Annotated in this window: 21 protein-coding genes; 14 read left to right on the top strand and 7 right to left on the bottom strand. The window is 61.3% G+C overall.

From position 1 onward, the window contains the following. Window positions 1-5 precede the first annotated feature (5 nt). The 5 genes from AXF13_RS00330 (at window position 6) to sat (ending at window position 6176) form a co-directional block, all read left to right on the top strand. On the top strand, window positions 6-2255 hold the full coding sequence (locus tag AXF13_RS00330) for an acetyl-CoA carboxylase carboxyl transferase subunit alpha/beta (RefSeq protein WP_008683487.1): 2250 nt from the start codon (window positions 6-8) through the stop codon (window positions 2253-2255). A gap of 416 nt (window positions 2256-2671) precedes the next feature. After that, window positions 2672-3322: a biotin attachment protein gene (locus AXF13_RS00325; RefSeq protein ID WP_008683485.1), complete on the top strand. Its 651-nt coding sequence runs from the start codon at window positions 2672-2674 to the stop codon at window positions 3320-3322. A 74-nt stretch (window positions 3323-3396) separates the two neighbouring features. Next, complete coding sequence (locus AXF13_RS00320; RefSeq protein WP_008683484.1) at window positions 3397-3735, top strand: hypothetical protein; 339 nt, start codon at window positions 3397-3399, stop codon at window positions 3733-3735. 303 nt (window positions 3736-4038) lie between these two features. Then, window positions 4039-4605: a single-stranded DNA-binding protein gene (locus tag AXF13_RS00315; RefSeq protein ID WP_009302989.1), complete on the top strand. Its 567-nt coding sequence runs from the start codon at window positions 4039-4041 to the stop codon at window positions 4603-4605. Between the two features lie 299 nt (window positions 4606-4904). Further along, entirely contained in the window at window positions 4905-6176 is a 1272-nt protein-coding gene (gene sat / locus AXF13_RS00310) for a sulfate adenylyltransferase (RefSeq protein WP_008683482.1), read from the top strand. A 304-nt stretch (window positions 6177-6480) separates the two neighbouring features. Here the strand turns inward: sat and AXF13_RS00305 are convergent, their stop codons facing one another. Then, window positions 6481-6732: a hypothetical protein gene (locus AXF13_RS00305; RefSeq protein WP_008683480.1), complete on the bottom strand. Its 252-nt coding sequence runs from the start codon at window positions 6730-6732 to the stop codon at window positions 6481-6483. Between the two features lie 786 nt (window positions 6733-7518). After that, window positions 7519-8268 carry a sulfite exporter TauE/SafE family protein gene (locus AXF13_RS00300; protein WP_062251209.1) on the bottom strand — a complete coding sequence of 250 codons (750 nt, stop codon included), beginning with the start codon at window positions 8266-8268 and terminating at the stop codon, window positions 7519-7521. 400 nt (window positions 8269-8668) lie between these two features. On the opposite strand from AXF13_RS00300, the gene AXF13_RS00295 reads away from it, so the two are divergent. The 9 genes from AXF13_RS00295 (at window position 8669) to rlmN (ending at window position 19267) form a co-directional block, all read left to right on the top strand. Further along, the gene (locus AXF13_RS00295) at window positions 8669-9712 is read left to right on the top strand and encodes a hypothetical protein (RefSeq protein ID WP_062251208.1); all 1044 of its coding nucleotides are present in this window, start codon (window positions 8669-8671) and stop codon (window positions 9710-9712) included. 599 nt (window positions 9713-10311) lie between these two features. Next, window positions 10312-10836, top strand: coding sequence for an RsbRD N-terminal domain-containing protein (locus AXF13_RS00290; protein ID WP_008683467.1), 525 nt, complete (start codon window positions 10312-10314; stop codon window positions 10834-10836). 289 nt (window positions 10837-11125) lie between these two features. Continuing rightward, window positions 11126-12145 (top strand): sulfate reduction electron transfer complex DsrMKJOP subunit DsrM, encoded by a 1020-nt coding sequence (gene dsrM, locus AXF13_RS00285; protein ID WP_008683465.1) that lies wholly within the window; start codon window positions 11126-11128, stop codon window positions 12143-12145. Between the two features lie 12 nt (window positions 12146-12157). Beyond that, the gene (gene dsrK / locus AXF13_RS00280) at window positions 12158-13819 is read left to right on the top strand and encodes a sulfate reduction electron transfer complex DsrMKJOP subunit DsrK (RefSeq protein ID WP_062251207.1); all 1662 of its coding nucleotides are present in this window, start codon (window positions 12158-12160) and stop codon (window positions 13817-13819) included. Then, window positions 13820-14203, top strand: coding sequence for a sulfate reduction electron transfer complex DsrMKJOP subunit DsrJ (gene dsrJ, locus AXF13_RS00275; protein WP_008683462.1), 384 nt, complete (start codon window positions 13820-13822; stop codon window positions 14201-14203). Next, window positions 14203-14994, top strand: coding sequence for a sulfate reduction electron transfer complex DsrMKJOP subunit DsrO (gene dsrO / locus AXF13_RS00270; RefSeq protein WP_062251206.1), 792 nt, complete (start codon window positions 14203-14205; stop codon window positions 14992-14994). Before dsrJ ends, dsrO begins: the two co-directional genes overlap by 1 nt. A 12-nt stretch (window positions 14995-15006) precedes the next feature. After that, entirely contained in the window at window positions 15007-16173 is a 1167-nt protein-coding gene (dsrP, locus tag AXF13_RS00265) for a sulfate reduction electron transfer complex DsrMKJOP subunit DsrP (RefSeq protein ID WP_062251205.1), read from the top strand. A gap of 666 nt (window positions 16174-16839) precedes the next feature. After that, the gene (locus AXF13_RS00260; protein ID WP_009302996.1) at window positions 16840-18171 is read left to right on the top strand and encodes an HD domain-containing protein; all 1332 of its coding nucleotides are present in this window, start codon (window positions 16840-16842) and stop codon (window positions 18169-18171) included. Window positions 18172-18205: 34 nt separating this feature from the next. Next, window positions 18206-19267 carry a dual-specificity RNA methyltransferase RlmN gene (gene rlmN / locus AXF13_RS00255; protein ID WP_062251204.1) on the top strand — a complete coding sequence of 354 codons (1062 nt, stop codon included), beginning with the start codon at window positions 18206-18208 and terminating at the stop codon, window positions 19265-19267. Between the two features lie 480 nt (window positions 19268-19747). Here the strand turns inward: rlmN and AXF13_RS00250 are convergent, their stop codons facing one another. The 5 genes from AXF13_RS00250 to AXF13_RS00230 all read right to left on the bottom strand — a co-directional run bounded on the left by AXF13_RS00250 (window position 19748) and on the right by AXF13_RS00230 (window position 25446). Continuing rightward, complete coding sequence (locus tag AXF13_RS00250; RefSeq protein ID WP_062251203.1) at window positions 19748-20248, bottom strand: hypothetical protein; 501 nt, start codon at window positions 20246-20248, stop codon at window positions 19748-19750. Then, the gene (locus tag AXF13_RS00245) at window positions 20245-21234 is read right to left on the bottom strand and encodes a 4Fe-4S dicluster domain-containing protein (RefSeq protein WP_062251202.1); all 990 of its coding nucleotides are present in this window, start codon (window positions 21232-21234) and stop codon (window positions 20245-20247) included. Before AXF13_RS00245 ends, AXF13_RS00250 begins: the two co-directional genes overlap by 4 nt. 313 nt (window positions 21235-21547) lie before the next feature. After that, complete coding sequence (locus AXF13_RS00240) at window positions 21548-22972, bottom strand: oligosaccharide flippase family protein (RefSeq protein WP_062251201.1); 1425 nt, start codon at window positions 22970-22972, stop codon at window positions 21548-21550. A gap of 9 nt (window positions 22973-22981) precedes the next feature. Then, the gene (locus AXF13_RS00235; protein WP_062251200.1) at window positions 22982-23980 is read right to left on the bottom strand and encodes an HlyD family secretion protein; all 999 of its coding nucleotides are present in this window, start codon (window positions 23978-23980) and stop codon (window positions 22982-22984) included. Further along, window positions 23980-25446, bottom strand: a complete 1467-nt coding sequence (locus tag AXF13_RS00230; protein WP_062251199.1) for a TolC family protein — start codon at window positions 25444-25446, stop codon at window positions 23980-23982. Before AXF13_RS00230 ends, AXF13_RS00235 begins: the two co-directional genes overlap by 1 nt. Window positions 25447-25491: the final 45 nt, after the last annotated feature.

Raw genomic sequence — 25491 nt, 5'->3', positions numbered from 1 at the left:
AACTTATGGACAACAACATCGAAAAACGCATCCAGAGCCTGCGCGACCGACTGACCTACATGCAGGACATTTTCGCGGGCAAGCACAAGGACAACGCGGACCTGCTGGAAGAGCGGCTCACGGCTTTCGCCGAACGCGCCCGCTCCGGCTCGCTCAACGATCCCTATGCGGAACTGGCCACGGTCGAGGATCTGTTCTCCTATGTGGAGCGCCGTCTGGAAAGCAGCGTCACGCCCATGGACCGGGTGCGCATCGTGCGTCATCCGCAGCGTATCTGCCTGCGCGACATCCTGGAAAACGTCTACGACAACTTCACTGAAGTGGGCGGCCAGGACGAGCACAGCCTGGACCCCAGCATGCTCATCGCCCGCGCGGTGATCACCCGCCGCCGGGGCAAAAAGATTTACACCCAGTCGGTCATGGTCATCGGCCAGGAGAAAGGCCACGGCGCGGAATTCCGCAACGGCGGCTCGGTCAAGCCCTGGGGCAACGCCAAGGCCCTCCAGTACATGCGCGTGGCCGAAACCGAGGGCATTCCCATCCACGCCTATATTTTCACGCCCGGCTCCTTTCCCATTGAGGACTACCCCGGCGCGGCCCAGCAGATCGCCCGCAACATTTACGGCATGGCGGGCCTGCGCGTGCCCGTGGTGGCCGTGATTTCCGAGGGCGGCTCCGGCGGGGCCGAGGCCATCGGCCTGGCGGACAAGCGCCTGATGCTCTCGCACGGCTATTATTCGGTCATTTCGCCGGAAGGCGCCGCAGCCATCGAAGGACGGCTCAAGGCCGGACAGCGAGCCACTCCCGAGCTGATCGAGCACTGCGCCGAAAATCTGCACATCACGGCCCAGGACAATCTGCGCTTCGGTTATATCGACCGAGTGGTGCAGGAGCCGTCCCTGGGCGCGCGGCCCTGGCATTTCGACTTTTTCCGCTCCTTGCGCCAGGAGGTCATCCGGGCCACGGACGAAGTGGTCATCTCCACCCGCAAGATGCCTGTTTTCCGAGGGCTGGCCCTCTCGCGCCACCGCAATCCGGAAGTCAACCTGGACGAGCTGCATATCCGCTGGGGCCTGTCGGCCGCAGCCAAGGACCGTCTGCGCGAACGCCGCCAGCAGAAATTTCTGCGCCTCTCACGCCAGGCCGCGCGCGACCGCCGTCCCTTCCTGACCAAGACCGCCGCCGCCTTCTGGGACTGGTTCTCCAAGCCCTGGGTCAGCTTCAAGTATGATTTCTATCGCAAGCACCAACGCCAGATCCGGGGCTTCATGGAAGAGGTGGACAACGAGTGGGAAATGTTCAAGGGCCGCCTGCTCTCCCCCTGGCGCAAGCTCACCCGCAATCTGCCCAGCCGCGCGGACAACAAGGCCAGGGAACTCACGGCCCTTTCGGCCTGGACGGACGATTCGCGGCGGCACAAGTGGAATTATCTCTCGCCCCGCTACAAGGTCGACCGCACCCTGACCTGTCCCAACAGCGCTTCCTACGGTTGTCTGGATCTCTGGGGTCCGGACCTTTTCGCGGAATTCGCGGGCGTGTGCAGCCACTGCGGCTACCATTTTCCCATGGAGCCCGAATGGTACGTGAAAAACGTCTTCGATCCCGGCTCGGTCTTTGAGTTCAACAGCGAAATCGAGGCGGGCAATCCCCTGGACTTTCCCGGTTTTGCCGAGCGCATCAGCGACGCCCAGAAAAAGACCGGGGCCAAGAGCGGCTGCATGACCTTTGAAGCCCGCATCGACAACACCAAGATGGTGGTTGCCATGCTCATGGGCACCTTCCGGGGCGGCTCGGTGGGCGCGGCCGAAGGCTACAAATTCGTGGAGGCCGCGCAGCGCGCCGCCAAGAAGCGCTACCCCTTCCTGGCCTACGTGCACGGCACGGCGGGCATCCGCATCCAGGAGGGCACCCACGGCGTGATCCAGATGCCGCGCTGCACCGTGGCCGTGCGCCGCTACATCGAATCCGGCGGCCTGTACATGGTGCTGTACGATACCAATTCCTTCGCCGGGCCGGTGGCCAGCTTCCTGGGCTGCTCGCCCTACCAGTTCGCGGTGCGCTCCTCCAACATCGGCTTCGCCGGACCGGGCGTGATCAAGGAAACCACGGGCATGGACATTCCGCCCAAATACCACCGCTCCTACCGCGCGCTGTCGCGCGGCCACATTCAGGGCATCTGGGACCGGAGGCAGATCCGCGCGAACCTCAAGCAGGCTCTGCTTACCATCGGCGGCAGAAACTTGTATTATCGGTAAGGAAGTACTGAGTAATGGTCTTTTTGCCCTTTGTCTGCGTCAGGCTCACCCCGTGCGAAACTCGTGTATGTTTTGATACACTTCGTTCCGCCCGGCGTTCGCCTTTCTTGGCAAAGAACAAACATCCTCATTACTCAGCACTTCCTCAAAAACACAACCGTTCAGGCTCTGTTTCCTTATACCGCCGCGCTGAGCGCAGCGAAGAAGGCGGGTGCCGGTTTGGACGGGTTTTGCAAAAAATAAGATATTTTTTCGCGGTCAAGGAAAGCTCGTTTTTTTGAGCGTAAACGTACTCAGGTACGTACGCATCAAAAAAACGAGTATGACGCCGACCGCGGGGAAAAAGCTGTTTTTCGTAAAAGACGAACAAAAAATACGCAGAACGCGCCATAGACATAAGCCATAACGGACAGAAAATGATCGACATTTCCGCCTTGCTGGATGAAATCAAGGCCTCGCCCTACCGCGAGATCGTCATTACCGCGCCCCACACCGGGCGAGTGACCTTTGCCGGTCTCAAAACCGGCGACAAGGTCCTGGGGCCCCAGGGCCAATGGAAGGAAAAACCCGGCACCCAGCTGGCCACACTGGAGCGCGAACGCAATCCCAAGCCCATCTGTACGCCGGAAAAAGGTGAAATCAGCGAGTTGCACAGCGAGCTGGAGGGCTGCTTCGTAGAGGCCGGAACGCCGCTGGCCGTGCTGCGCCACATGCTCACCCGCGAGGAAGTGCAGCGGGCCATTCTGCAGAAGGCCCTGCATCTGTTCCGCGCGCCCGAGCGGGCCAAATACTATTTCACGCCCGAAGTGGACAAGAAAATCCGCGCTTCGGACGCGCATTCCGTAGCGGTGCGGGACGGCATGGAACTCCTGATCATGTCGCGCATGAAACGCGAAGTGCCCCTGCACTACACGGGCCCGGACGGCGTCATTTACGCCGTCTACTTCAAGTACAGCGAAAACATGGACACGGGCGCGCCGCTCATCGGCGTTTGCCCGCAGGACCAGCTTCCGGCCATTCAGGACGTGATCATGCGCGTTCAGACCGAATGGACGGAAAAAGAATAACGGCGGCAAATCCCGCGTCAGCCGGCGCGGCCCATGATACGCCGCCCCAACACTAACACATACGGTAGACTACTATGGGAAAAGCACTGCAAATACGGGTCAGCGCCGTGACCTGGAATGAAGATCTTCTGGAACAACTCTGGCCCCAACTGACTGAACTGGCCTTCAGCGTGCCCATCAAGCACGAAAAGCGCGGCGTGCTGGAAATGGTACGCGCCCTGGACGAGGGCCTGACCTTCATGAAATGGTCCAAGGCCCGCCAGGACGCCTTGGGACCGGGCATCCGCGAAGCCGCGCGCCTGAAGCAGGAGCTGGAGGCGGCGCTTGCCGACTGGCAGCCGCGCGAAGCCAACGTTCTGAGCGATCAACTGGAAGACGTGCTGGACAATCTGGAACGGGCCTTCGTGGCCTGAGCCCGGCACATCCGCTAACAGCATATTGTGCTTGAAGTTTCCGCGGGCGGGCTTTGCCCGACCGCGGAAATCTCGCGGATCCAGAGCAGAGTAACTTTGAAATTTTACAAATTTCAAAGTTGGGATTCCGGTGAAAAACGTGGTTTTCGCCGGAATCCACGCCGCGCCCTGTGCGGCGTTAGAGCAATTTCAAAGTAAAACTGCTCTGGTTTCACTTCCGTCTTACGAGGCCGAACATTTTGATAATAACAGAGCAATTTCATTGTGAAAATGCTCTACCCGCTTTCATCCGGAGCAACAGCCATGTTGAATAAAGTCATGATCATCGGCCGCCTGGGCCGCGACCCCGAACTGCGCTACACCCAAAGCGGCTCGCCGGTAGCCAGTCTGAACGTGGCCACCGACGAATCCTATACCGACCGCGACGGCAACAAGGTGGAACGCACCGAATGGCACCGTGTGTCCGTGTTTCAGCGCCAGGCTGAAAACTGCGCCAATTACCTTGCCAAGGGCAGCCTTATCTATGTGGAAGGCAGTCTGCAGACCCGCAAATGGCAGGATCAGCAGGGCCAGGACCGTTACACCACGGAAATCAAGGCCCAGCGCGTGCAGTTTCTGGACCGCAAGGGCGACGCCCCGCGCGGCGGCCAGGGCGGCCCCGGCGGCTATGAGGATGACTACGCCGCCGGTGGCGGGTCCGCACCCCGGCAGGCTCCGCGCGGCCAGGGCGGGGGCCAGCGGGCCCAGGGCGGACAGGGGGGCGGCGGTCAGGCGCAGCAGCGTCAGGCTCCGCGCCAGCAGCCCCAAGACGAGGATCTGGGCCCGGCCTTCCCCTCGGAAGCCTCCAACATGGATGAAGTGCCCTTCTAGGCAACACTGATCGTCAGTGTTTTCCCGAGCAGCTCAAGGTTAGAAAGACCCTGCTCTTGCACCGACAATCCGTGCTGACGCGGATTGCCGGTGTATCTTTGTCCCCGGCGCGGGCCTTACGGCCGCCGGGGACTTTTTTCCCCACAAGCGCCCGGAGAAGCCACAAAAAATTCTGAAAGGTAGTTGACTTTTTGTTAGATTATTCACAAGATGGATGCCGGAACAGCCCCTTGCCGTCCGACGCGCGTTCTTGTCCGGCGCGGCAAGGCGTCCATAACCAAAACATGGAGGATTTCGCGATGTCCAAACTGGTACCCCCGCATGGCGGCAAAGGCCTGGTGTGTTGCCTGTTGGAAGGCAAGGCTTTGGAAGATGAAAAGAAAAAGGCCGCCGGCCTGAAGCAGATCGAGATTTCTTCCCGTGCCAAGGGCGACCTGATCATGATGGGCATTGGCGGTTTTTCGCCCCTGACCGGCTTCATGAACAAAGCCGACTGGAAGAGCGTGTGCGAAAAAATGCTGCTCTCCGACGGCACCTTCTGGCCCGTGCCGGTGACCCTCGACATCTCCGCCGAAGACGCGAAAGGCCTCAAAGTCGGCCAGGAAGTGGCTCTCGTCCGCAAGGGCGAAATCATGGCGACCATGAAGGTGGAAGAAATCTACGAGATGACCGAAGCCGACAAAAAGTGGGAATGCGAGCTGGTCTTCAAGGGCGAAGGCCCGGACTCCGAAAAGTTCTGGGAAGTGGCCCCCAATGACCACCCCGGCGTCAAAATGGTGCTGGCCCAGAAGGAATATAACATCGCCGGCCCGGTGAAAGTGCTCTCGCAGGGCGAATTCCCCGAAAAATTCCCCGGCGTGTACATGACCCCCGCCCAGTTGCGTGAAAAGATGGACGAACGCGGCTGGCAGAAAGTTGCCGCCCTGCAGCTGCGCAACCCCATGCACCGTTCGCACGAATACCTCGCCAAGATCGGCGTGGAAATCTGCGATGGCGTGGTCATCCACTCCCTGGTGGGCTCCCTGAAGCCCGGCGACATTCCGGCCGAAGTGCGCGTGAAGTGCATTGACACCCTGGTGGACAAATACTTTGTCAAAGACTTCGTGATCCAGGCCGGTTATCCTCTGGACATGCGTTATGCCGGACCGCGTGAAGCCCTGCTGCACGCCACCTTCCGCCAGAACTACGGCATCAACAACCTGCTGGTCGGCCGCGACCACGCCGGTGTGGGCGACTTCTACGGCATGTTCGAGGCCCAGGAAATCTTCCGCAAGATGCCCGCGCCCGCCGATGAAGGCAAACGCCTGCTCTGCGAGCCCCTGAACATCGACTGGACCTTCTACTGCAAGAAGTGCGACGGCATGGCCTCCATGCGCACCTGCCCGCACAGCAAGGAAGACCGCGTGATTCTGTCGGGCACCAAACTGCGCAAGATGCTCTCCGAAGGCGCGGAAGTGCCGGATCACTTCGGCCGTGAGGAAGTGCTCGTGATTCTGCGCGAGTACTATTCCGGTCTCACCGAAAAGGTGGAAATCAAGATGCAGCGCGCCGCCGCCGGTTCCACCATGTAGCAGCGGGCCTCATCGCAAGTATACAAAAGGACGCCCTTCGGGGCGTCCTTTTTTTAGAGCATTTCAATCTTGAAATGCTCTACCGAGACTGCGAGAGCGCCTCGCTACGAAGCCGTAAGCGCAACTTATTTGCGCTGTTGCCTCTCCCGTTAGCGAGTCCTTGAGCTTTACGGGCGCGGACAGCATAGCGAAGCGGCGGAGTAAGCGTATCTTTAACTTTGGAATGCGCGGCATTTAACGTTAATCCGCTCCAGGCTCTGAAGCGACCGTTAAGGCGATACGCAACCACGGCCGGAAACGCGCTCTATTTCTTGCACTTCACAATGATATTGCGCATGGGCGTATTGCCCACTCCCACGGTATTGGTGCTGACGATCTCGTACGGGCCGTCGCACTTGTCCGCCGCCTGGTTGTAGCAGTCGGCCCAGTCGTTGTCCGTGCCGTTGCAGTTGATGGAATAGCCTTCGCTGCCGTCAGGCAGTTTGGCATTGCGCGCGCCGCCGCAGGCGCAGAGCAGAAAAGCGAAGGCCCCCAACAGAATAACGTTCTTCCACATGGCACTCTCTCCGGACAAAAGTTCAGGCGGCCGATCCCGCTTGATCTAAAGCAGATTAACTTTGCAATGTTACAAATTTCAAAGTTCGCATTCTGGCGAAAAACACGGTTATCGTTGCTGCCGATCCCCGTATGGCTCCGTTGTCGCCAACGTGGACAGCCCTTCGGACTGCCTTCGGTCGCTTCGCCGGAATCCACGCCGCGTTGCTCTCGATGCCTGTACGCCCTTTGGGCTACAGGCACGGCCCTACGGGCCGCCCGTCGGGTCGGTCTTCGCGGCGCGCCGCACCGTGTGCGGCGTTAGAGCAATTTCACTTTGAATTTGCCCTAGAGGCTGTCGTCACGAGATGGATTTTCGTGTTATATCAAGGAGAACGAGCCTTTTAGCACTGCTGTCTTTATCCGTAATGCGCGTTCCTCGCATAACGGCTAAAGCATGCAGGGAGTATACTCTTGCCTCAGCCGTTAAGACGAAGAAGCTTTAGCCGTAGGCGAACTTGTGGGCCGTACGAATAAAGACAACAACTCTGGCTACGGATGAAGGCTGCAATGAGTTACACAAAACTTCTCTCATCGAAATCACAGTCGCTATCCGTATCGTTGCTGTCCTTATCTGTACGCCTCTTTGCGGCTGCAGCTAAATCAACACAGCAGTGCTGTGAACGGCTGGCGCGACCGGAATAAAAGGCGATGTTCGACACGGAGATAACCCAAGAGACGCTCATGACGACAGACTCCAGACAGTGTGCCCCGCATGGCAGCAAAGGACAAGCGCTTTCCGAAGCGCTCAGCCCGTGATGCTGATCAGGGACGGCAGTAGGCCCGCCAGGCTTATGAGCAGGAGCAGGGCCAGCACCACGCGCCGGAAGCGGACCTCGTCCACGCGCCGGAACCAGCGCGAGCCCAGCCAGATGCCCAGGCCCACGCAGGGCAGCATCACGGCGGCCAGCAGGAAAACCTGGCCGGTCATCAGGCCGTAGCCCCAATACACCAAGGCAGCCAGCACGTCGGTGAACAGGAAAAAAGCGATGAGCGAAGCGCGGCTCACCGCCGCGCTGGAAGGGCCGGACAGGAAAAAGAGAATGACCGGCGGCCCGCCGTTGGCCGACGCGCCGTTGATCAGCCCGGTGAGCGCGCCCACCCCGCAGGCTCCCCAGCGGCCCGGCCGCTGCCGCAGCTTGAAGCCGAAAAAAAGCATGCCCGTCAGGACCAGCACGACCGTATTGATGACCGCGGTCATCGGCGCGGCGGGCACCGAGGCCAAACAGTACGCGCCCGGCGGCGTGCCCAAGGCCACGCCCAGCGCCAGATGGCGCAGGGCTTTCCAATCCGCTTCCTTGTAGACAAAGGGCAAATGCCCGGCACTGGCCGCGATCTCCCAGAGCACGATCACCGGCGCGATGTGCGCCGGGGGCAGCAGCAGGGTCAGCAGCACAATGCAGATCATGGAAAAGCCGAAACCTGTGGCGCCCCGGACCAGGCCGGCGCAGAACACGGCCAGGGCGGCGCAGCTCAATTCCAGGGGCGTAAGGGGCATGGCGGGCCTCCGCGAAAGGAGAAAAGCCGTTTCCCGCGCACAAGGCGCGGCACGCTCTTTCTCAATAAGCCGCGGGACCGGACCAAGGCAAGTCCCCGGAAGAGCCGTCCTTCGACCTTTGCCATCCGATGCCGCCGGTGCCGCCCGGTGACATGTGCCCCGCTGAATGCGAAGCAAGCGCATCCGCGGGTTGAGCGTTTGCACAGGCCGTGCTCCCTGATGCGCCTGCTCCGCCGCCGAAAGCCCCCGCGCTTTACGAAAAGTAAAAAACAGCCTATAGATGTTGTACTTTTGTGGCCCCGATTCTCTCAGCGGCACGTCCCAGATCACTCCGGCGGAGCAATCCCGACAACATCGGCGCGACACGTCCGCGCCGCACAGCCATACCCACAGGTGTTTCATGAAGCGATCCCGCGAGATACTCACCGGCTCATTGTGCGTCACGCTGCTGGCAGCGGCCTTCTGCGTCTGGAGCGCCTTCGGCAATGACGTCAATTTCTGCGTGACCGCCGGTTGTTCCCTGTATCAGGACTTCACCGTGGGCGGCGTTTCGCTCTGGTGGCTGGGCACGGGGACCTTCGCCCTGCTGGCCTTGCTGGCCCTGCTGGGGGCCGCCGCCGCGGGGCGTCTTCTGGCCGGACTGGCCCTTTTGGGCGATATCTGCCTGCTGTTGCTCATGGCCCTGACCGCGCCCTGCGTGAGCTGCCTGGTGGTGGCCGTGTTCTTCGCCCTGAGCTATCTGGGCTTCCGGCAGGCCGAACCGGCGCAGGCGCGCGGGCGCGACAGCCATGGCCGCCGCTCCGTGCTGCTCTGGATCTGGGTGTTGCTGTTTACCGTCAACGTGGGGGCCGTGGCCCGCTCGCAGACCGAGGTCTGGCCCATCATGGGGGCCGGTGACGAAGCCACGGTACGCATGTTCTTCTCCCCCTCCTGCCCGAGCTGCCGCGAGGGCATCAACATCCTGTCCGGCCATGTGGACGTGGCTTTCTATCCCCTGGCCGAAAACGACAATGATGTGTACAAGGTGGCCCAGATGCGCCGCCTGCTGGACGCGGGCATGAATCTGGCCGAGGCGCTGGCCCAGTCCCAGAACGTGGCCGTGCCGCGCGGGCTCGCGTCCTTGAGCCCCGATCTGCTCTGGCTGCGTTTCAAGATGCTGCGCAACAAGGCCCATGTCTTTTCCGCCGGGGCGCAGACCGTGCCCTTCTTTGAATATCACGGCCTGCCCGGCATGCTGGTCAAGCAGCAGGAGCGCAGACAGCGCCAATCCCCCGGTTCCGTTTCCGACCAGACGGAAGGCCGACCTGGCGTTCCGGCGGCGCAGTCTCCCGTCCTGCCCCCGTCCGACCAAGCCGACCCGACAGGTCAGGCCGGTCAGGACGCCGGTCTGCCTCTGGACCCGCAGGTGGCGGGGCAGTGCGGAGGCCCGACCCCCTGCCCCTAGGGCCTGTTAACGCTATGCCTTTTTGCCCTCCTGCCGCGTCAGATTTCACCTGCTTTTTCGGTCGAGTACCAGAAGAGTACACTCCCTCAAAGCAGGTTTATCTTCCTTGCAGGCGAACAAAAATTCTATAGTGTTAACAGACCCTAGAGCATTTTGCGCTTGAAATTATCGCTTAACGGCGAAGTAAATTCGCCTTGCGATAATTTCGCGGTGCGGATTTTCATGAAAAATCCGCACAGGGCGTTGAGATATTTTCAATATCAAAACGCTCTAGGGCCTGATTGCACTTGAGCCTTCATGCCTTCGCACGGGGCATGCTTCATGCTCTTTTTTTAGCCGTCCGTTTTCTTTCTTCTTAGGCTTGTGTCCATCTTGTATAAAAATTCACAATCCTAAATCTTCCGGCATGCCTCTTGACGGGCAAAATTTTTCACGGCATGCAACGCGTCCGCTCCCGGCTTGTTTTGCCAAAAGCGACGTATGCTTGCCCGAGGCTCCGGGGCCGGGAACAGTGCGTGAAATGACCGAAAGGGCTTGACGCGCTTTGCCCTTCCCCCTTATATGAGGAATCTATATACTTGGCCGTTTGGCTGGAATTCATGAACGCACAAGAAATTTTTCGCAGCCGGAAAAATGATGTGGTCCGCCTCTGGACAGAGGCGGTGTACTCCACCTATCCCTTTGAGACCACCGGATTCCTGCGCACCAAGCAGGACGCTTTCGGCAATCCCGTGGCAAATATGACCAAGGAGGCGGCGGGAACGCTGTACGACGCCGTGGCCGGAGAAGAGGTGGAGGTGGCCACGGTCAAAAACGCGCTGGAACGCTTCGTGAAGCTGCGCGCCGTGCAGACCTTCACGCCGAGCCAGGGCCTGGGGGTTTTTTACCTGATGAAGCCCCTTCTGCGGGAGCGCATTTTGCCCGAGCTGGCCGAACAGGGGGAGCTTGACGCCTATCTCACGGCTGAATCCCGCCTGGACAGCTTGGCGTTGCTGGCCTTCGACATCTATACCGCGGCCCGCGAAACGCTGGCGGAGTCGCGCATCAAGGAAATCCGCAACCAGTACGCCCAACTGGCGCGCTGGGCGCAGACATTGGAGGAAGGCCCGTCCGGCGCGCGTTGACGCGGCGGCGGGAGGCGGCCTGATGCCGAAGCGCGGCGGCGGACAGTGTCCACGGCCGGCTTTTTACTGTGGAACGGCGGTCGGCGACGGCCCGCCGGGCACCCTGAAAAGCCACGCGCGCGGCACGGGAAAACCCGATCCGGGGCGGCGCACGCCGCCGGACAAGCCCCGGCAAAAACACGCGGACGGCAAGGCCCACAGGCGTGTGGGACGCAACGATCTTCCTGAAATCCCCGGCCGGAATCCGCCGGGCGGTTTCAGGATAACTTGTAGTCAAGCGAGGTAGGGAATGTTCTCATCATTACTGCTGGTGCTGCTCATAGGGGCCATCGCCTGGGCGGGAGCGAGCGCGGGACTCGCCCCTCTGTTCGGCGTGGCGCTGCCTTATGTGGCGGTAGTCGTCTTCATCGCCGGGATGGTCTGGCGCATGGTGTACTGGGCCAAATCGCCCGTGCCCTTCTGCATCCCCACCACCGGCGGGCAGGAGCAATCGCTTGATTTCATCAAGCAGAACAAGATCGACTGCCCCAGCACCACCTGGGGCGTTGTAAAGCGGATGTTCCTGGAAGTCTTTTTCTTCCGTTCCCTGTTCCGCAACTCCCTGGCGGACGTGCGCGAAAATGACCCGATCAGCAACGGGCCGCGCAGCGTCTACTATTCCTCCAAGTGGTTGTGGTGTTTCGCCCTGCTCTTCCACTACTGTTTCCTGTTGATCTTTATCCGGCACTTCCGCTTCTTCATCGAGCCCGTGCCGTCCTGTATCACCTTCCTGGAATCCATCGACGGGATCATGCAGGTCGGTTCGCCGCGCTTCTACTGGACCGGCGGCCTGGTGCTGGTGGCCCTGCTTTTCCTGCTGTGCCGCCGCATTTTCAATCACCGCCTGCGCTATCTCTCCCTGCTCAACGACTACTTCCCGCTCTGGCTGCTCATCGGCATCGTGGGCACGGGCCTCTGCCTGCGTTATTTTGATAAAACCGAAATCGCCGAGGTCAAGATCTTCGTCATGGGCCTCACGCACTTCGCGCCCGTGGCGGCCACAGGCATCAACGCCCTGTTCTTCGTGCACCTGACCCTGGTCAGCGTGCTGCTGATCTACTTCCCCTTCTCCAAACTCGTGCACATGCCCGGCGTGTTCTTCAGCCCCACGCGCAACCAGGCCAACAATTCCCGCCGGGTGCGCCACATCAACCCCTGGAATCCGCCCAAGCAGTACTTCACCTACCCCGAGTACGAGGATACCTACCGCGAAGCCATGGCCGAAGCCGGCCTGCCGCTGGATAAGCAACCCGAAAAGGCCGCCGAGTAAGGAGTCGTCATCATGGCAAAGTTACCTACGCCGCAAATGCTCGTCGCCAGCCGCCCGGCCTTTCCGGACAAAAGCTGGCTCGACACCAAGCCTGAATTCATGCCGGGCAGCTTCTGCTATCCGGCCAAAAAAGAGACCATGGAACTCCTGCACATGCCCAATCCTCACGAGTGGGACCCCGCCGCCGAGGACTGGAACCTGCCGGAGAATTGGGAAAAAATTCTCTGTGACGCCTTTGCCGACCGGCTGGAGAAGCACCGCTCGCTGAAGCTGTTCATGGACATCTGCGTGCGCTGCGGCGCCTGCGCGGACAAGTGCCACTTCTTCCTGGGCACCAACGACCCCAAAAACATGCCCGTGCTGCGCGCCGAGCTGTTGCGTTCCCTCTACCGGCGCGACTACACCATGCTCGGCAAGATTCTGGGCAAGAAGGTGGGCGCGCGCGGCTGGGACATGAGCGTGGTCAAGGAGCTCTTCTACTACGCCTACCAGTGTACGGAATGCCGCCGCTGCTCGCTGTACTGCCCCTACGGCATCGACACGGCGGAAATCACCATGATCGTGCGCGAACTGCTGCATGAGGTGGGCCTGGGCATCCACTGGATCATGGACCCGGTCAAAAACTGCAGCTTCACCGGCAACCACCTGGGCATCCAGCCCCATTCCTTTGTGGAAATCGTGGAAATGCTGGCCGACGACTGCGAAACCGTCACCGGCATCCGCCCCAAGACGCCCTTTAACAAAAAGAACGCCGAAATCCTCTTCATCACCCCCTCGGGCGACGTGTTCGCGGATCCCGGCATCTATACCTTCATGGGTTATCTCCTGCTCTTCCACGAGCTGGACCTGGACTACACCCTGTCCACCTACGCCTCGGAGGGCGGCAACTTCGGTTCCTTCACCTCCTTCAACATGGCCAAGAAGCTCAACGCCAAGATGTACGCCGAGGCCGAGCGCCTGAACGTCAAATGGCTTCTGGGCGGCGAGTGCGGCCATATGTGGCGCGTGATCAACCAGTACATGGACACCTACAACGGTCCGGCCCCGGCCAACATGGAAATTCCGGTGTCGCCCATTACCGGCACGGTGTTCAGCAACGCCACCTCCACCAAGATGGTGCATATCGCGGAATTCACGGCCGACCTGATCTACCACAACAAGCTCAAGCTCGACCCGAACCGCAACGACCATCTGGTGACCACCTTCCACGATTCCTGCAACCCGGCGCGCGGCATGGGCCTGCTGGACGAACCGCGCTACGTGCTCAAGCACGTCTGCAACAACTTCGTGGAAATGCCCGAAAACACCATTCGCGAGCAGACCTTCTGCTGCGGCGCGGGTTCGGGTCTGAACACCGAGGAAATCATGGAGCTGCGCATGCGTTCCGGCATGCCGCGCGGCAACGCCCTGCGTTATGTGCAGCAGAAAGACGGCGTCAACCACATGGCCTGCGTCTGCGCCATCGACCGCGCCACGCTGCCGCCGCTGGCCGACTACTGGGCGCCCGGCGTGAGCGTGAGCGGCCTGCACGAGCTGGTGGGCAACGCCCTGGTCATGAAGGGCGAGATCAAGCGCACCATGGACCTGCGCCAGGAAGAGCTGCCCAACGTGGCGGAGGACGAGCCGGAGGAAAGCCCGGCGGATGCGCCTGAGGCGCAGGGGGAGGGCCGATAGATGTATAACGCCAAAGCTGTGATCACGGGCATCGTCATTTTTGTGGTGCTGTTCAGCTCTCCCTTCTGGGTGAGCTATCTGGGACAGGACTACAAGAAAACCGACGTGGTGCTGCCCAAGGATGAAAAGAACTGCATCGAGGACGTGGAATTCATGCGCGCCCAGCATATGCGCCTGCTCAACGAGTGGCGCGACGAGGCCCTGCGCAAGGAAAACCGCATCTATGTGTCCGCCAAAGACGGCAAGAAGTGGGTCATCAGCCTGCAGAACACCTGCCTGAAATGCCACAACAACTACAAGGAATTCTGCGAAAAGTGCCACGTGGCCAACAGCGTCTATCCCTATTGCTGGACTTGCCACATTATTCCCACGGAGGGCAAGTAATGAACACGAGCAGAAGAAGCTTTCTGAAAGTGGCGGGGCTTTCGGCCTTTGCCCTGAGCAGCGGGATGGCAAGCCTTGCCGGTACGGCGGGCGCGGCGCGGGCCCAAATCGCGCCCGGCCGTTATGAGAAAGGGGAGCATGCGCTGACCGCCAAGCGTTGGGCCATGGTCATCGACACCCGCCTCTTCCGCAGCCCCGAAGACTACGAGCCGCTGATCGAAGCCTGCCACAAGGTCCACAATGTGCCGCACATTCCCGGCAACCAGAACATCAAATGGTTCTGGCTGGACAAGTACGACCACGTCTTCCCGGACGACATGAACGCCCACATCAACGACAAGACGCGCCAGGCCAGCTACCCGCTGCTGTGCAACCACTGCACCAATCCGCCCTGCGTGCGCGTCTGCCCCACCCAGGCCACTTACAGAATGGAAGACGGCATCGTGGCCATGGACTACCACCGCTGCATCGGCTGCCGCTTCTGCATGGCCGGGTGTCCGTACGGGGCGCGTTCCTTCAACTTTGTGGACCCGCGCAAGTATCTTTCGGATCCCGTGCCCAACCCGACCTTCCCCACGCGCATGATCGGCGTGGTGGAAAAGTGCACCTTCTGCGCCGAGCGCCTGGCCGCGGGCCAGATGCCCGCCTGCGTGGAAGCCTCGGGCGGCAAGATTCTCTTCGGCGATCTGGAAGATCCCAATTCAACGGTGCGTCAGGCCCTGGCCGCCAACTACAGTATTCGCCGCAAGCCCAATCTGGGCACGCAGCCCGGCGTCTACTACCTTATTTAGGGAGAACAGGCCATGCTTGAAAAATTGTTTTCCGGTCCCAAGAGCTATTATGTGTGGCTGCTCTTTCTGCTCTGCGTCATCGCGGGCTGCGGCCTTGTCTATCTGGACCAGCTCCAGAGCGGTCTCGGCATCACGGGCATGAACCGTGAGGTCTCCTGGGGACTGTATATTTCGCAGTTCACCTATTTCGTCGGCGTGGCGGCCTCGGCCGTGATGCTGGTCTTGCCCGCCTATTTCCACCATTACAAAAAATTCAAGCGCATGATCATCTTCGGCGAGTTCATGGCCGTGGCGGCCGTGGTCATGTGCGCCCTGTTCATCGTGGTGGACCTCGGGCAGCCCCAGCGCATGCTCAACGTCATGCTCCACCCCACGCCCAATTCGGTCATGTTCTATGACATGATCGTGCTGATCGGCTATCTCTGCCTGAACATCGTCATCGGCTGGGTCACCCTGGAAGCCGAACGCCTGGACGTGGAACCGCCCAAATGGGTCAAGCCCCTGATCTACCTTTCCATTCTCTGGGCTTTCTCCATCCATACAGTCACGGCCTTCCTGTACGCGGGCATTCCGGGCCGCCATTACTGGCTCACCGCCATCATGGCCGCGCGCTTCCTGTCCTCGGCCTTTTGCTCCGGTCCGGCCATCCTGCTGCTCCTGCTCTTCCTGGTGCGCAGGCTGACCGGCTTCGATCCCGGCAAGGACGCCGTCAAGACCCTGTCCACCATCATTGTTTACGCCATGTGCGTGAACGTCTTCTTCTATCTGCTGGAGCTCTTCACCGCCTTTTACAGCCAGATTCCGGGCCACATGGAGCCCATGCTCTTCCTCTTCTCCGGGCATGGCGGCCATCTGGCCTGGGTGAGCTACTGGATGTGGGCGGCCGTGATCATGGCCTTCGCCTCTCTGGCCATCCTGATTCCGCCGCAGTGGCGGACCGGCCCCCTGCTGCCTCTGGCGCTGATCATGCTGGTGGCCGCCAGCTGGATCGACAAGGGCCTGGGCCTGCTCATCGGCGGTTTCACGCCCAACATGTTTGAAGCCTTCACGCCTTACATGCCCACGGCCAAGGAGATTGCCGTGGCCCTCGGCGTGTACGCCGTGGGCGCGCTGGTGCTCTCCCTGCTCTGGAAGATCGCCTTGGGCGTCAAGCGGGAAGCCCATCATTTTAGTGACTAACCTTCCTGTTTCACACTGAAGCGACGCCCCGCGCCATAACGGCGCGGGGCGTCCAGACTGATGACAAACCCCGCTTTGCGTGGTTTGCGCCACCAACGGCGGCTAAGCCGCCGGGTGGAAAGGCACGAAAATCAGTCGCTTAACGGCGCGGCAAAGCCGCGACCTGCTCCTGATTTTCGGGGCTGCCGACTTTGTCAACAGCCTCGACGCCCCGCGCCGTTATGGCGCGGGGCGTCTTCATTTCGCCTTCGCTTTTTCGGCGCGCGGCGCGGCATTCCCGACCCAACAGAGCGGGATGCTTGACTTTCAGACCGCCTCCTGTGCATAATTGAACTAATGCGATATCACGCCCCACCTGTCGGTTCGGCGTGAAGATTGCACAGCAGAACCCATGGTTTTTGCTGTGCTTACGTCGTCTATGGCGGCGCGCAACCCTTTACGGGCTTGCGGCATGTGTCGCTTGACGCGACACCAGCACATTCTACCCTTGAGCCACGCGTATAACGACACAACGGAAACCGCTCCCGCCGCGACCCGTCCGGATTTTCAGAAAGGGCCCCTGCGGGCGACTTCCCGTCCGTTGCACCGCCATTGCTCTTCCGCGCGTTTTGCGGCCCGTCCGGCCGCGAGGACGACGCTGTGCCCATCTTTCGCAAGGAGCCCACGATGCATCAAGCGCTCAAAGAAGCCATCACCATCTGCAAAACCCTGCTGCGCAACGGCTATGACGCGCATGTCATCAACGCGCCCCTGCAGGAGCAACTGTTGCGCGCCGTCCGGCAGCCCGCCGTTGACATTGCCTGCGAGCCGGATATGGACACCCTGGTCAAGCTCTTCCCCAAGGCCCGCATGGAGTCGGAAAAGCGTGCGCTGGCCGAACTGGAGGAAAACGGGGTGCTTTTCCGTTTCTATCCGCTGGAAGTGGCGGACGCCGGGCATCCGGAGCTTTCGCTGCTGCGCATCACGCCCAGCATGGCCGCCATGATGGACCCCAAGGAACGCGAGCAACTGCGCATGACCGGTTTCGGCAGCCCGGCCCCCACCGGCGACGCCTATGAGGGCTTTGCCGATTTCAAGGGCGGCACCATCCGGCTCACCGGCCTGCCGGACGAAACCCTGCGTCACAACTACCTGCTGGCCGTGCGGGCCTTGCGCTTCGCGGCCAACTTCGACATCCCCATTGATCCCAACACCTGGATGGCGATTGTGCGCTCCTCGGTGCGCGTGCTGGACTACGTGCCCGCCACGGATATCATGGACGAATGGCGCAAGGTGGCCGCCGAATCCATGTACCGCTTCGTGCGCCTGCTTTACGACGCCCATATTCTCCAAGGCCTGATCCCGGAAGTGGCGGCGCTCTCCTGTGTCTGCCAGGAGCGCGACAGGGACGGCGTGGAGGTGAATGTCTTCGACCACACCCTGGAATGCATGAAACACTACCCGGAAGAAGGTTTCCACTACGACTGGCTGGGCACCATGGCCATGCTCTTTCACGATGTGGGCAAGCTCTTCACCGGTGAATATTTCGACGGCCAGTGGACCTTCTACCAGCACCACCGGGTGGGGGCCAAGGTCACGCGCAAGATCCTGCGCCGTCTGCACTTCGCCCAGGAGGACATCGACCTGCTCTGCCACCTGGTGAACCACCACATGCGCTTCCACTTCATGATGACCGACAGGGGCATCCGCCGCTTTAAGGCCCTGGACGAATATCCACGCCTTATCGCCATGGCCCGTGCCGACCTTCAGGCCCGCGAAGGCAGCTATACGTCCTTCAACCACAATATGAAATATCTGGACCGGGCCGAAACCCCGGAACAGATGCTGGAACCCCTGCTCAACGGCAATGAAATCATGAGCGAAACTCGTCTGGCCCCCGGCCCCATGGTGGGTGTGATCCGCGACGCGTTGCTGCAGGCCCAGATCACGGGCGAAGTGACGGATCTGGAATCCGCCGTGGCCTTTGTGCGTGAGTATGCGCGGAAGTCCGTGGGGTAACGGCCTTTCCCTTGCCGCCGGGCAGGACAAGCCAATGATAAATCTCCTCAATTATACCCTTCCCGAACTCACGGACTGGATGCAGACCGAGCTGGGCGAGCCCAAGTTCCGGGCCGTGCAGGTCTGGCAGTGGATCTGGCAGAAAATGGCCCGCGATTTCGATGCCATGAGCAACGTCTCCAAAGCCTGCCGGGCCCGCCTGGCGGAAACGGCGCGTATCGACTGGCCTGAAGTGGCCCGCGTGCAGGAAAGCAGCGACGGCACCACCAAGTTTCTGCTCCGCCTGGAAGACGGGGCGCTGGTGGAGACGGTGCTGATTCCCTCGGATTCCCGCGAAGGCGTGCGGCGCTGGACCCAGTGCCTGTCCTCGCAGGTGGGCTGCGCCATGGGCTGTACCTTCTGCGCCACGGGCGACATGGGCTTTGAACGGAATATGACCATGGGAGAAATTCTGGGGCAGATTCTGGTGGCCCGCGAGCACCTGGGCGACAACCGGCCCGACTGGCCCGTGCTGCGCAATCTGGTGTTCATGGGCATGGGCGAGCCTTTGCTCAACCTGCGCGAAGTTATGCGCGCCCTGCAAAGCCTGAACAACGACAAGGGGCTCAATTTCTCGCCGCGCCGGATCACGGTTTCCACCTGCGGCATTGAGAAGGGCCTGGCCGAGCTGGGCGCCAGCGGCCTGGCCTATCTGGCCGTCTCCCTGCATGCGCCCACTCAGGAGCTGCGCGCCCGGATCATGCCCAAGGCCGCGCGTTGGCCTTTGGACCAGCTGCTGGCCGCGCTCAAGTCCTATCCGCTGAAGACGCGGGAACGGATCACCTTTGAGTATCTGTTGCTGGGCGGGATCAACGACGGACCGGGACAGGCCGAGGAACTGGCCCGGCTGGTGGCCGACATCAAGGGCAAGCTCAATCTCATCGTCTACAATCCCGCCGAAGGCGCGCCCTACGCGGCTCCGGACGAGGCGCGCGTGCTGGCCTTTGAGCAATGCCTCTGGAAGCGCCATATCACGGCCATTGTCCGCAAGAGCAAGGGACAGGACATCAAGGCCGCCTGTGGGCAGCTCAAGGCGGCGTCCACCGGCGAGATCTGATCCTCCTGCTGGGAAAATCGGCGATTACCCGCCCCGCAGTTTCTTCGCCTTTCGGCATCACGCGGGCGGTCACGGACCGGGAGACGCGCTGTGTTTTGAGTCTTCATCAACCCACAGCTATGAAAATAAAACCGACACGGCAGTTCAATTTATTGTTGTCAATTATTATCCGGCATAGTTGATGGCAGCGCGGGGACAGGACGACGACATTGTGCTCGCGAAAAAAGCGCACCCGAAACAATTCCGGAGTGCGCCTGAACGCCGCGCGGCATGAGGCCGCTACCCGCCCCCTGCCCCTCTCAGAGCAATTCACTTTTGAAATAAATGATTACCCTGGCGTCCGCGTAAACGGACGCCAGCGCCCAAGAGCAAGGAAGCGACCGGGACGGCGTAGAGTTTGAAATGTGCAAATGTGCAACATTTCAAGCGCAAAAGCTGTAATTATCCGTTTCAGCAGACACAGAAACGCTACTGCGCGTTTTAATCCGTCGCCGGGAGCCCGCGCGATTTACGCCTGCGCGCGGCCGGCAACAGCCTGACCCAGCGACCGCGCCCCAGAAGACGCAGGCAGCCATGGACAAAGAGAAGCAGGGGCAGGGCCAGGGCGCAGAACAAATGACCGAGTTTGATGACGGCGTAGGTCGCGCCGTATACGGAGAATCCCGGCAGATTGTGCAGGATCAGCAGCAGGCCGGTAACTGCCAGAACCAGCAGCAGGGCCACCCGCAGGCCGCCCCAGGGGGTCAGCGCATAGTCCCGCCGTCCCAATGTGCACCAGACCACCGCCGCGTACGTGCCCAGCAGAAGCAGGGCTGCCGCCGACCAGTAATGCGCCACTGTGGGCGAGGCACGCCAAGTGTTGATCAGCCCGTAGCGGAAAGCAAAGGGCAGATGGGCCAGACCGCTCACAATGGCGGCCAGCATGCAGGCCGCCCAGAGCAGCTTGAAAAAGGCCGAGAACAGACGAGGATCTTCTTTCACGGCCGCCGCCTTTTCTGCTTTTCCCGCCAGATGCGCAGCCAAGCCAGGGCCGCTCCGGCCAGCGGGGCCAGCAGCACCGTGCCCAGCAGGCGGTTTTCCTTGTCCATGCTGGCTCCGGCCGGGCGCAGGCTGGGACGGCCGTAACCGATCTGATCCTCGCGCAAGAGCTCCGCTTCCATGTCGCGAAAGGCCAGCGAGGAAACATAGAGAGTATTGGTGCCCCCGTTTTCATTGAGGCCGAAAATATCGCCCTTGCGCTCCTCCGCCATGACCCGGGCCGCGCGCACCATATCCTTGCGCGGCCCTATGCGCTGGGCCTGACGCGGACAGGCCGCGATGCAGGCGGGCGGTTTTCCCTCTGCCAGCAGATCCTGGCAGTAATCGCATTTGAACATCTGACCGTTGCCCGCATAACGAGGCGCAAAGCTGAGATACGGCCCCACGCCGGATTGCCGCCGAGGGATCATCCAGGGGCAGGCGCGGTCGCACTGGCCGTCGCCCATGCAACTGCCATGGTCGATATATACCGCGCCGCTGGCGCGTTGCCGGGCCGCTCCCGTGGAGCAGAGATTGGCGCAGGGCGGATTGATGCAATGCATGCAGCGCCGAGGCAGAAAAACCTTACGCGCCCCGGCCTCGGTCTGCACCGTGCAGGATTGGAGATAAAGCCAGTTGTACGGCGTGAGCCGGTCAGTGACGTCGCGCTTGCCGGACCAGTCCTGAATGCGTATCCAGCTTGGATAGGGCTGGGGCGGCTGCCGGACCGGCAGGGGCACGCCTTCCAGATTACGATCCCGGCAGGCACGCACGCAGGCTCCGCAACCGTCGCAGGCGTCCACGTCAATGAGCGTGGTCAGAGGCTCACCGGTAAGATTCCCGGCTTTGGCCGCAACGGGAACCAGCGCGGACGGCAACGTTCCGCCCAGCAGCAGGCCCGCTGCGCCCTGAAGAAAACGGCGGCGCTGAAAAAAACGATTTTTCCCCACAATCCCTCATTCCTTATGCCCGGCGGTACCCTCGGCGGCAACCTCGAACATAAAAAGCAATTTATCCCCGAGCGGCTCACCGCGTCAACTGAACGGAGTCAGGCACAGGGTCATTCCGTTCTCCGCTCGTTGTTTTATTCTGCCCTGCGGGCAGGGAGCTTTACGCCTCCCGGCGTTTGGGCCGCCTCCGGCGCGGGCAGGGCTCGAAATTCCTCATCCGTATGACAAGCCCATGGAACAATTACCTTTGAAAGGTAATACCCTATAAATACAGAATACTTCTGTCTACAAGCGCGGAAAGGAATGACCCTGGTCAGGCAACCGTCAGCGGCGCGGCCTCGTCCTTTTCAAAGGGCGGCGGCGGCCGCCAGAACCAGAACAGGGCCAGCAGCGGCACAAGACCGGCCAGTTCGGCCAGCTCTCGCGGCAAAGCCAGCCCCACGCTCCACCACAGCGCAACGCTGGCGGCAGCGGCACCCAGCATCAGGGCCCACTGGCCCAGAGTCATGGGCTTGGCCGCCCACTGGAAGAAACTGACGGTCAGGATAGCCACCCAAACCTTGGTAATGGTCAGGGAAAGGGCGGCGCCCTCCAGAGGCATGGCCGGGATCATCGTAAAGCAGCAGACAATATTGAGCACCAGGCCGCTGAGGTAAAAACCCAGCAGGAGTTTGTGCCGGCGCATGCCGATCATGGCGTATGCCGCCAGATTATGCAGGAAAGCCGTTGCCAGGCACGGCGTGAGCAGGCGCTGGGCCGTCACCGCGCTGGCGTAGTTCGGACCGTAAATCAGGGGCAGGAAGCGGTCGCTCTCCACGCAGATCAGAAAAATCACCGGCAACGAAGCCGCCCAGAGCGTGCGCGCGGTCTGCCCGGCCAGACGCCGGAACGCCTCGCGATCCTGCTGCCAGGACTTGGCCAGCAGCGGAAAGATCACTTTGCCCAGCAGCGCGCTGGAAACCAGCACGGAAAGGCCTTCCACGGTTTCCCAGGCCACGCCGTAGCCGCCCACGTCCGCGTCGCCGCCGTATTGTTTGAGGAAGATCACGTTGATCTTGTTGTAAAACATGGCGCAGGCCGCCATGCAGGTAAAGATCAGCCCGCTCTTCATTTGCCGGGCCAGATCCAGCATGCCGCTCGTGCCCACCCCGGCCAAGGGATTGCGGCCAAGGGCGCTCAGGGCCAGAGCGATGCAAAGCAGGGATTCCAGGGGCTTGTAAAGAGCTATGAGGATGGGCGGCGCGTGCAGCAACACGCAGGCAATGCCGTAGCCGATGCCGATGAGGGCCGACGGCACGCGGATGCGCATTTCCACATCCTGCCTTCCACGGGCCTGGCAGAGCGCGAAAAAGGAATCGCTGAGCGCGTCCAGCCCCAGTCCGGCGGCAATGCAGAACACGATCAGACGCAATTCCGGCGTGTAGTGCTGCCAGCCGGTGATCAGCCAGGTGACGCCCAAAGCGGCCAGCAGCACGACCATTTTGAGCCAGCTCACCTCGCCCAGCAAGGCCCGGGGCCGCCCTTCGCGCCGGGCGAACGTGGAAAGCAGAAAATCGTTGAGCCCTACGTCGGCCACGGTTTTGACCAGATAGCCGTAGGTCAGGGCCAGAATGATCTGGCCCATGATGTCCGGACTGCGGCGCGCCAGCAGAATGGTGAATATGGTCCAGGAAAGATCGCGCGTCCATTGCGCGCCCAGAATATAGCCGAGCCGCCGGGGAATGCTTTTCAGCTTCATGGAGGCGGCTTACCTGCCGCCGCTGAAGCGCACCACGGCCTTGAAACCGGGCTTCAATTCAAGGTCGGGATTGGGCACGGTCAGCTCCACCGTGTAATAGGAAGGATTGCCCACGCTCATGTCGTTGGAGACCCAGGAAATCTCATTGACCGTGCCCGTGAATTTCCGGTTGCCCAGGGACGGGATTTCCACTTCGGCGGTGTCGCCTTCCTTGATGCCGCTCACTTCGGCCTCATAGACCGGCACCTGGATCAGCACGGGATTGAGCTGCCCCACGCGAATGGGCATGGTGCCGGCGGCCAGCACCGTGCCGGGATTGAGCGTGGAGTCCAGGGAAAGCACATAGCCCTTGATGGGCGAGGTTAGCACCAGGGTGACGGGCAGTTGTTCGCCCTCCTTGATGGGCACGCCGTAATAACCTTCCAGCTCCCTGAGGCGGGAGGCGAAGTTGCTTTCGGTCTTCTGGATGGTGGTGCGCAACAGCTCGATGCGGCGCTTGAGGGAGTCCACATCGTCCTCCAGCCGGGTCAGAGCCTGACGGGAACCCAGGCCGGAGGCTACCAGTTGGCGGGCCTTGTTGCGCTGGGCCGTGGTCTCGGCCAGCTGCCGCTCAAAGTCCAGCACCTGGCCCTTGAGACTCTCGGTAGCCGCGCCGATGGTCACTTCGCGCTGCAAAATCCGTTCAGCTTCTTCCTGCAGATGGTAGCGCAGGAGCGGCGAGCCTTTTTCCACGGCGTCGCCGGACTTGACCAGCACTTCGTCCACTACCGCGTTAAAGGGGATGGGCACGGCGCGGGTTACGGTGGTGACCACCTTGCCGGTCAGGATGGTAGTGGACGCAGCGGATTCGGCGGCCAGAGCCGGGCCGGAGGCGACCGGCCAGAGGGCGGCCCAGAGCAGCGCGGCCAACGCGACCAGTGCGGCACGGAAGACCCGGGACACACGGGTTGGGCGGCCCGGGCAATGCGCGCGCTGAAGAAAACGCGAAGGGGAAATAAGGGACGGCATCACATGAACTCCTTGGCGGGCAGGCCCAGGAAACGCTCTTGCAGCAGATTGGCGACGTACATCCATTCCAGATTGGCCAGCTTATATTCCAGCTCCGCCTCGATATAAGCGATACGGGCGTTGGTCATGGCCTCCTGGCGCTCGGCCACCACGGGCAGCTGTTCCGTGCCTTCGTTGAAGGAAATACGGGCTTCCTTGTACTGCAGTTCGGCCGTGCCGAAGCGGGTCTTGGCCAGCTTGAGCTGAGTTTCAGCCAGGGCCACGCGCTGCTCGGCCTGCAGCCAGGTATTGGAATAATCCGTGCGTTTGCGGGCCATTTCGTGGAAGGCCTGGGCCTTCTGCATGCGGGCGGTCTGCACGCCGCGATAGCGGCGGCCCCAGTCCAGCAGGGGGAAGTCAAAAGTCAGGTGCAGGAAGGTGTCTTCCTGGCCGCTGACCGGCTGGTACTGTCCGGCCGGGGGACTGTTGTTGATCTGAATGGACATGTCCGGGATATACTGGGCCCAGGCCACCATGATATTGTAGTCGCCCAGCTTGACCTGGGCGCGCAGCAGCAGATCGTCCTCGGTGGCGGGCCAGCGCTCTTCCCACTTCAGCCCGTGTCCGTCAAAACCGGCCAGAATCCCGTCGGCGCTTCCGGTATCCACATTCAGGCGCTGCTGCGGTTCCACCCCGGCCAGGATCTTGAGCTGGGTGCGCTGCATGATCTCTTCCATCGTGGTCTTTTCGACGGTCAGCTCCAGTTCGCGCTGGTGCTGGGTCGCCAGGTTGAGCGACACGCCCTGGCGTCCTTCCACGGACTCCACCTGCTGCCAGTAGGAGATCAGCTCCTTGCCCACAGGCAGGAGTTCCTTCTGGGCGGCCACGATGTTGCGCTGGGCCTGAAGCTTCAGATAAGCCTGGGCGATTTTGTAAATGGCTTCGCCGATGGCCTTGCGGTGCGTGGAAATGGCCAGATTGACCATGATCTTCTGCACCTGATGCTCGAAATAGGTGGCCACGGGATTGGGAAACGCGGCGTAAAAGCCCACCCGCAACTTGGTCCGCCCGTAATCGCCGGGCGTATCCTTGCTGTCCATGTTCAGCCGGGTCAGGTTGTTGGAAACCTGCAGCGTCATGCGCGGCTCGGGCAGATACTTCCAGACCGCGTCGGTGAGGGCCACGCGTTTGATTTCCAGGTTCACGGCGCTGTTGACCAGCAGGGGAGACTGCTGGATGGTCAGGAAGACGCAGTCCTCAAAGCCGAAAGTTTTGCCCGCGTCGTACAGGTTGGGCACGGCGGCTTCCAGCTTGGTCTTGTTTTCCACGGGTACGCCCGGCGCTTCCTCCAGCCAGTGCCTGGCCGGCAGTTCCGGCGACTTGAGTCCGGCCTTGTTGGAAGCGCAGGCCGGGAAAAACAGGGTCAGGGCCATGAGCAGCGGCAGGAAAACGCGCGCTGACGGCGTGAGTAATGCGAAATGCGGCATCGGTGATTGACCCTTTGCGGGCTTGCGCCGGAAAACGGCGCCGCG

Source organism: Desulfovibrio fairfieldensis (assembly GCF_001553605.1).
Classification (GTDB): Bacteria; Desulfobacterota; Desulfovibrionia; order Desulfovibrionales; family Desulfovibrionaceae; genus Desulfovibrio; species Desulfovibrio fairfieldensis.
This window is presented reverse-complemented; position numbering and strand designations above follow the sequence as displayed.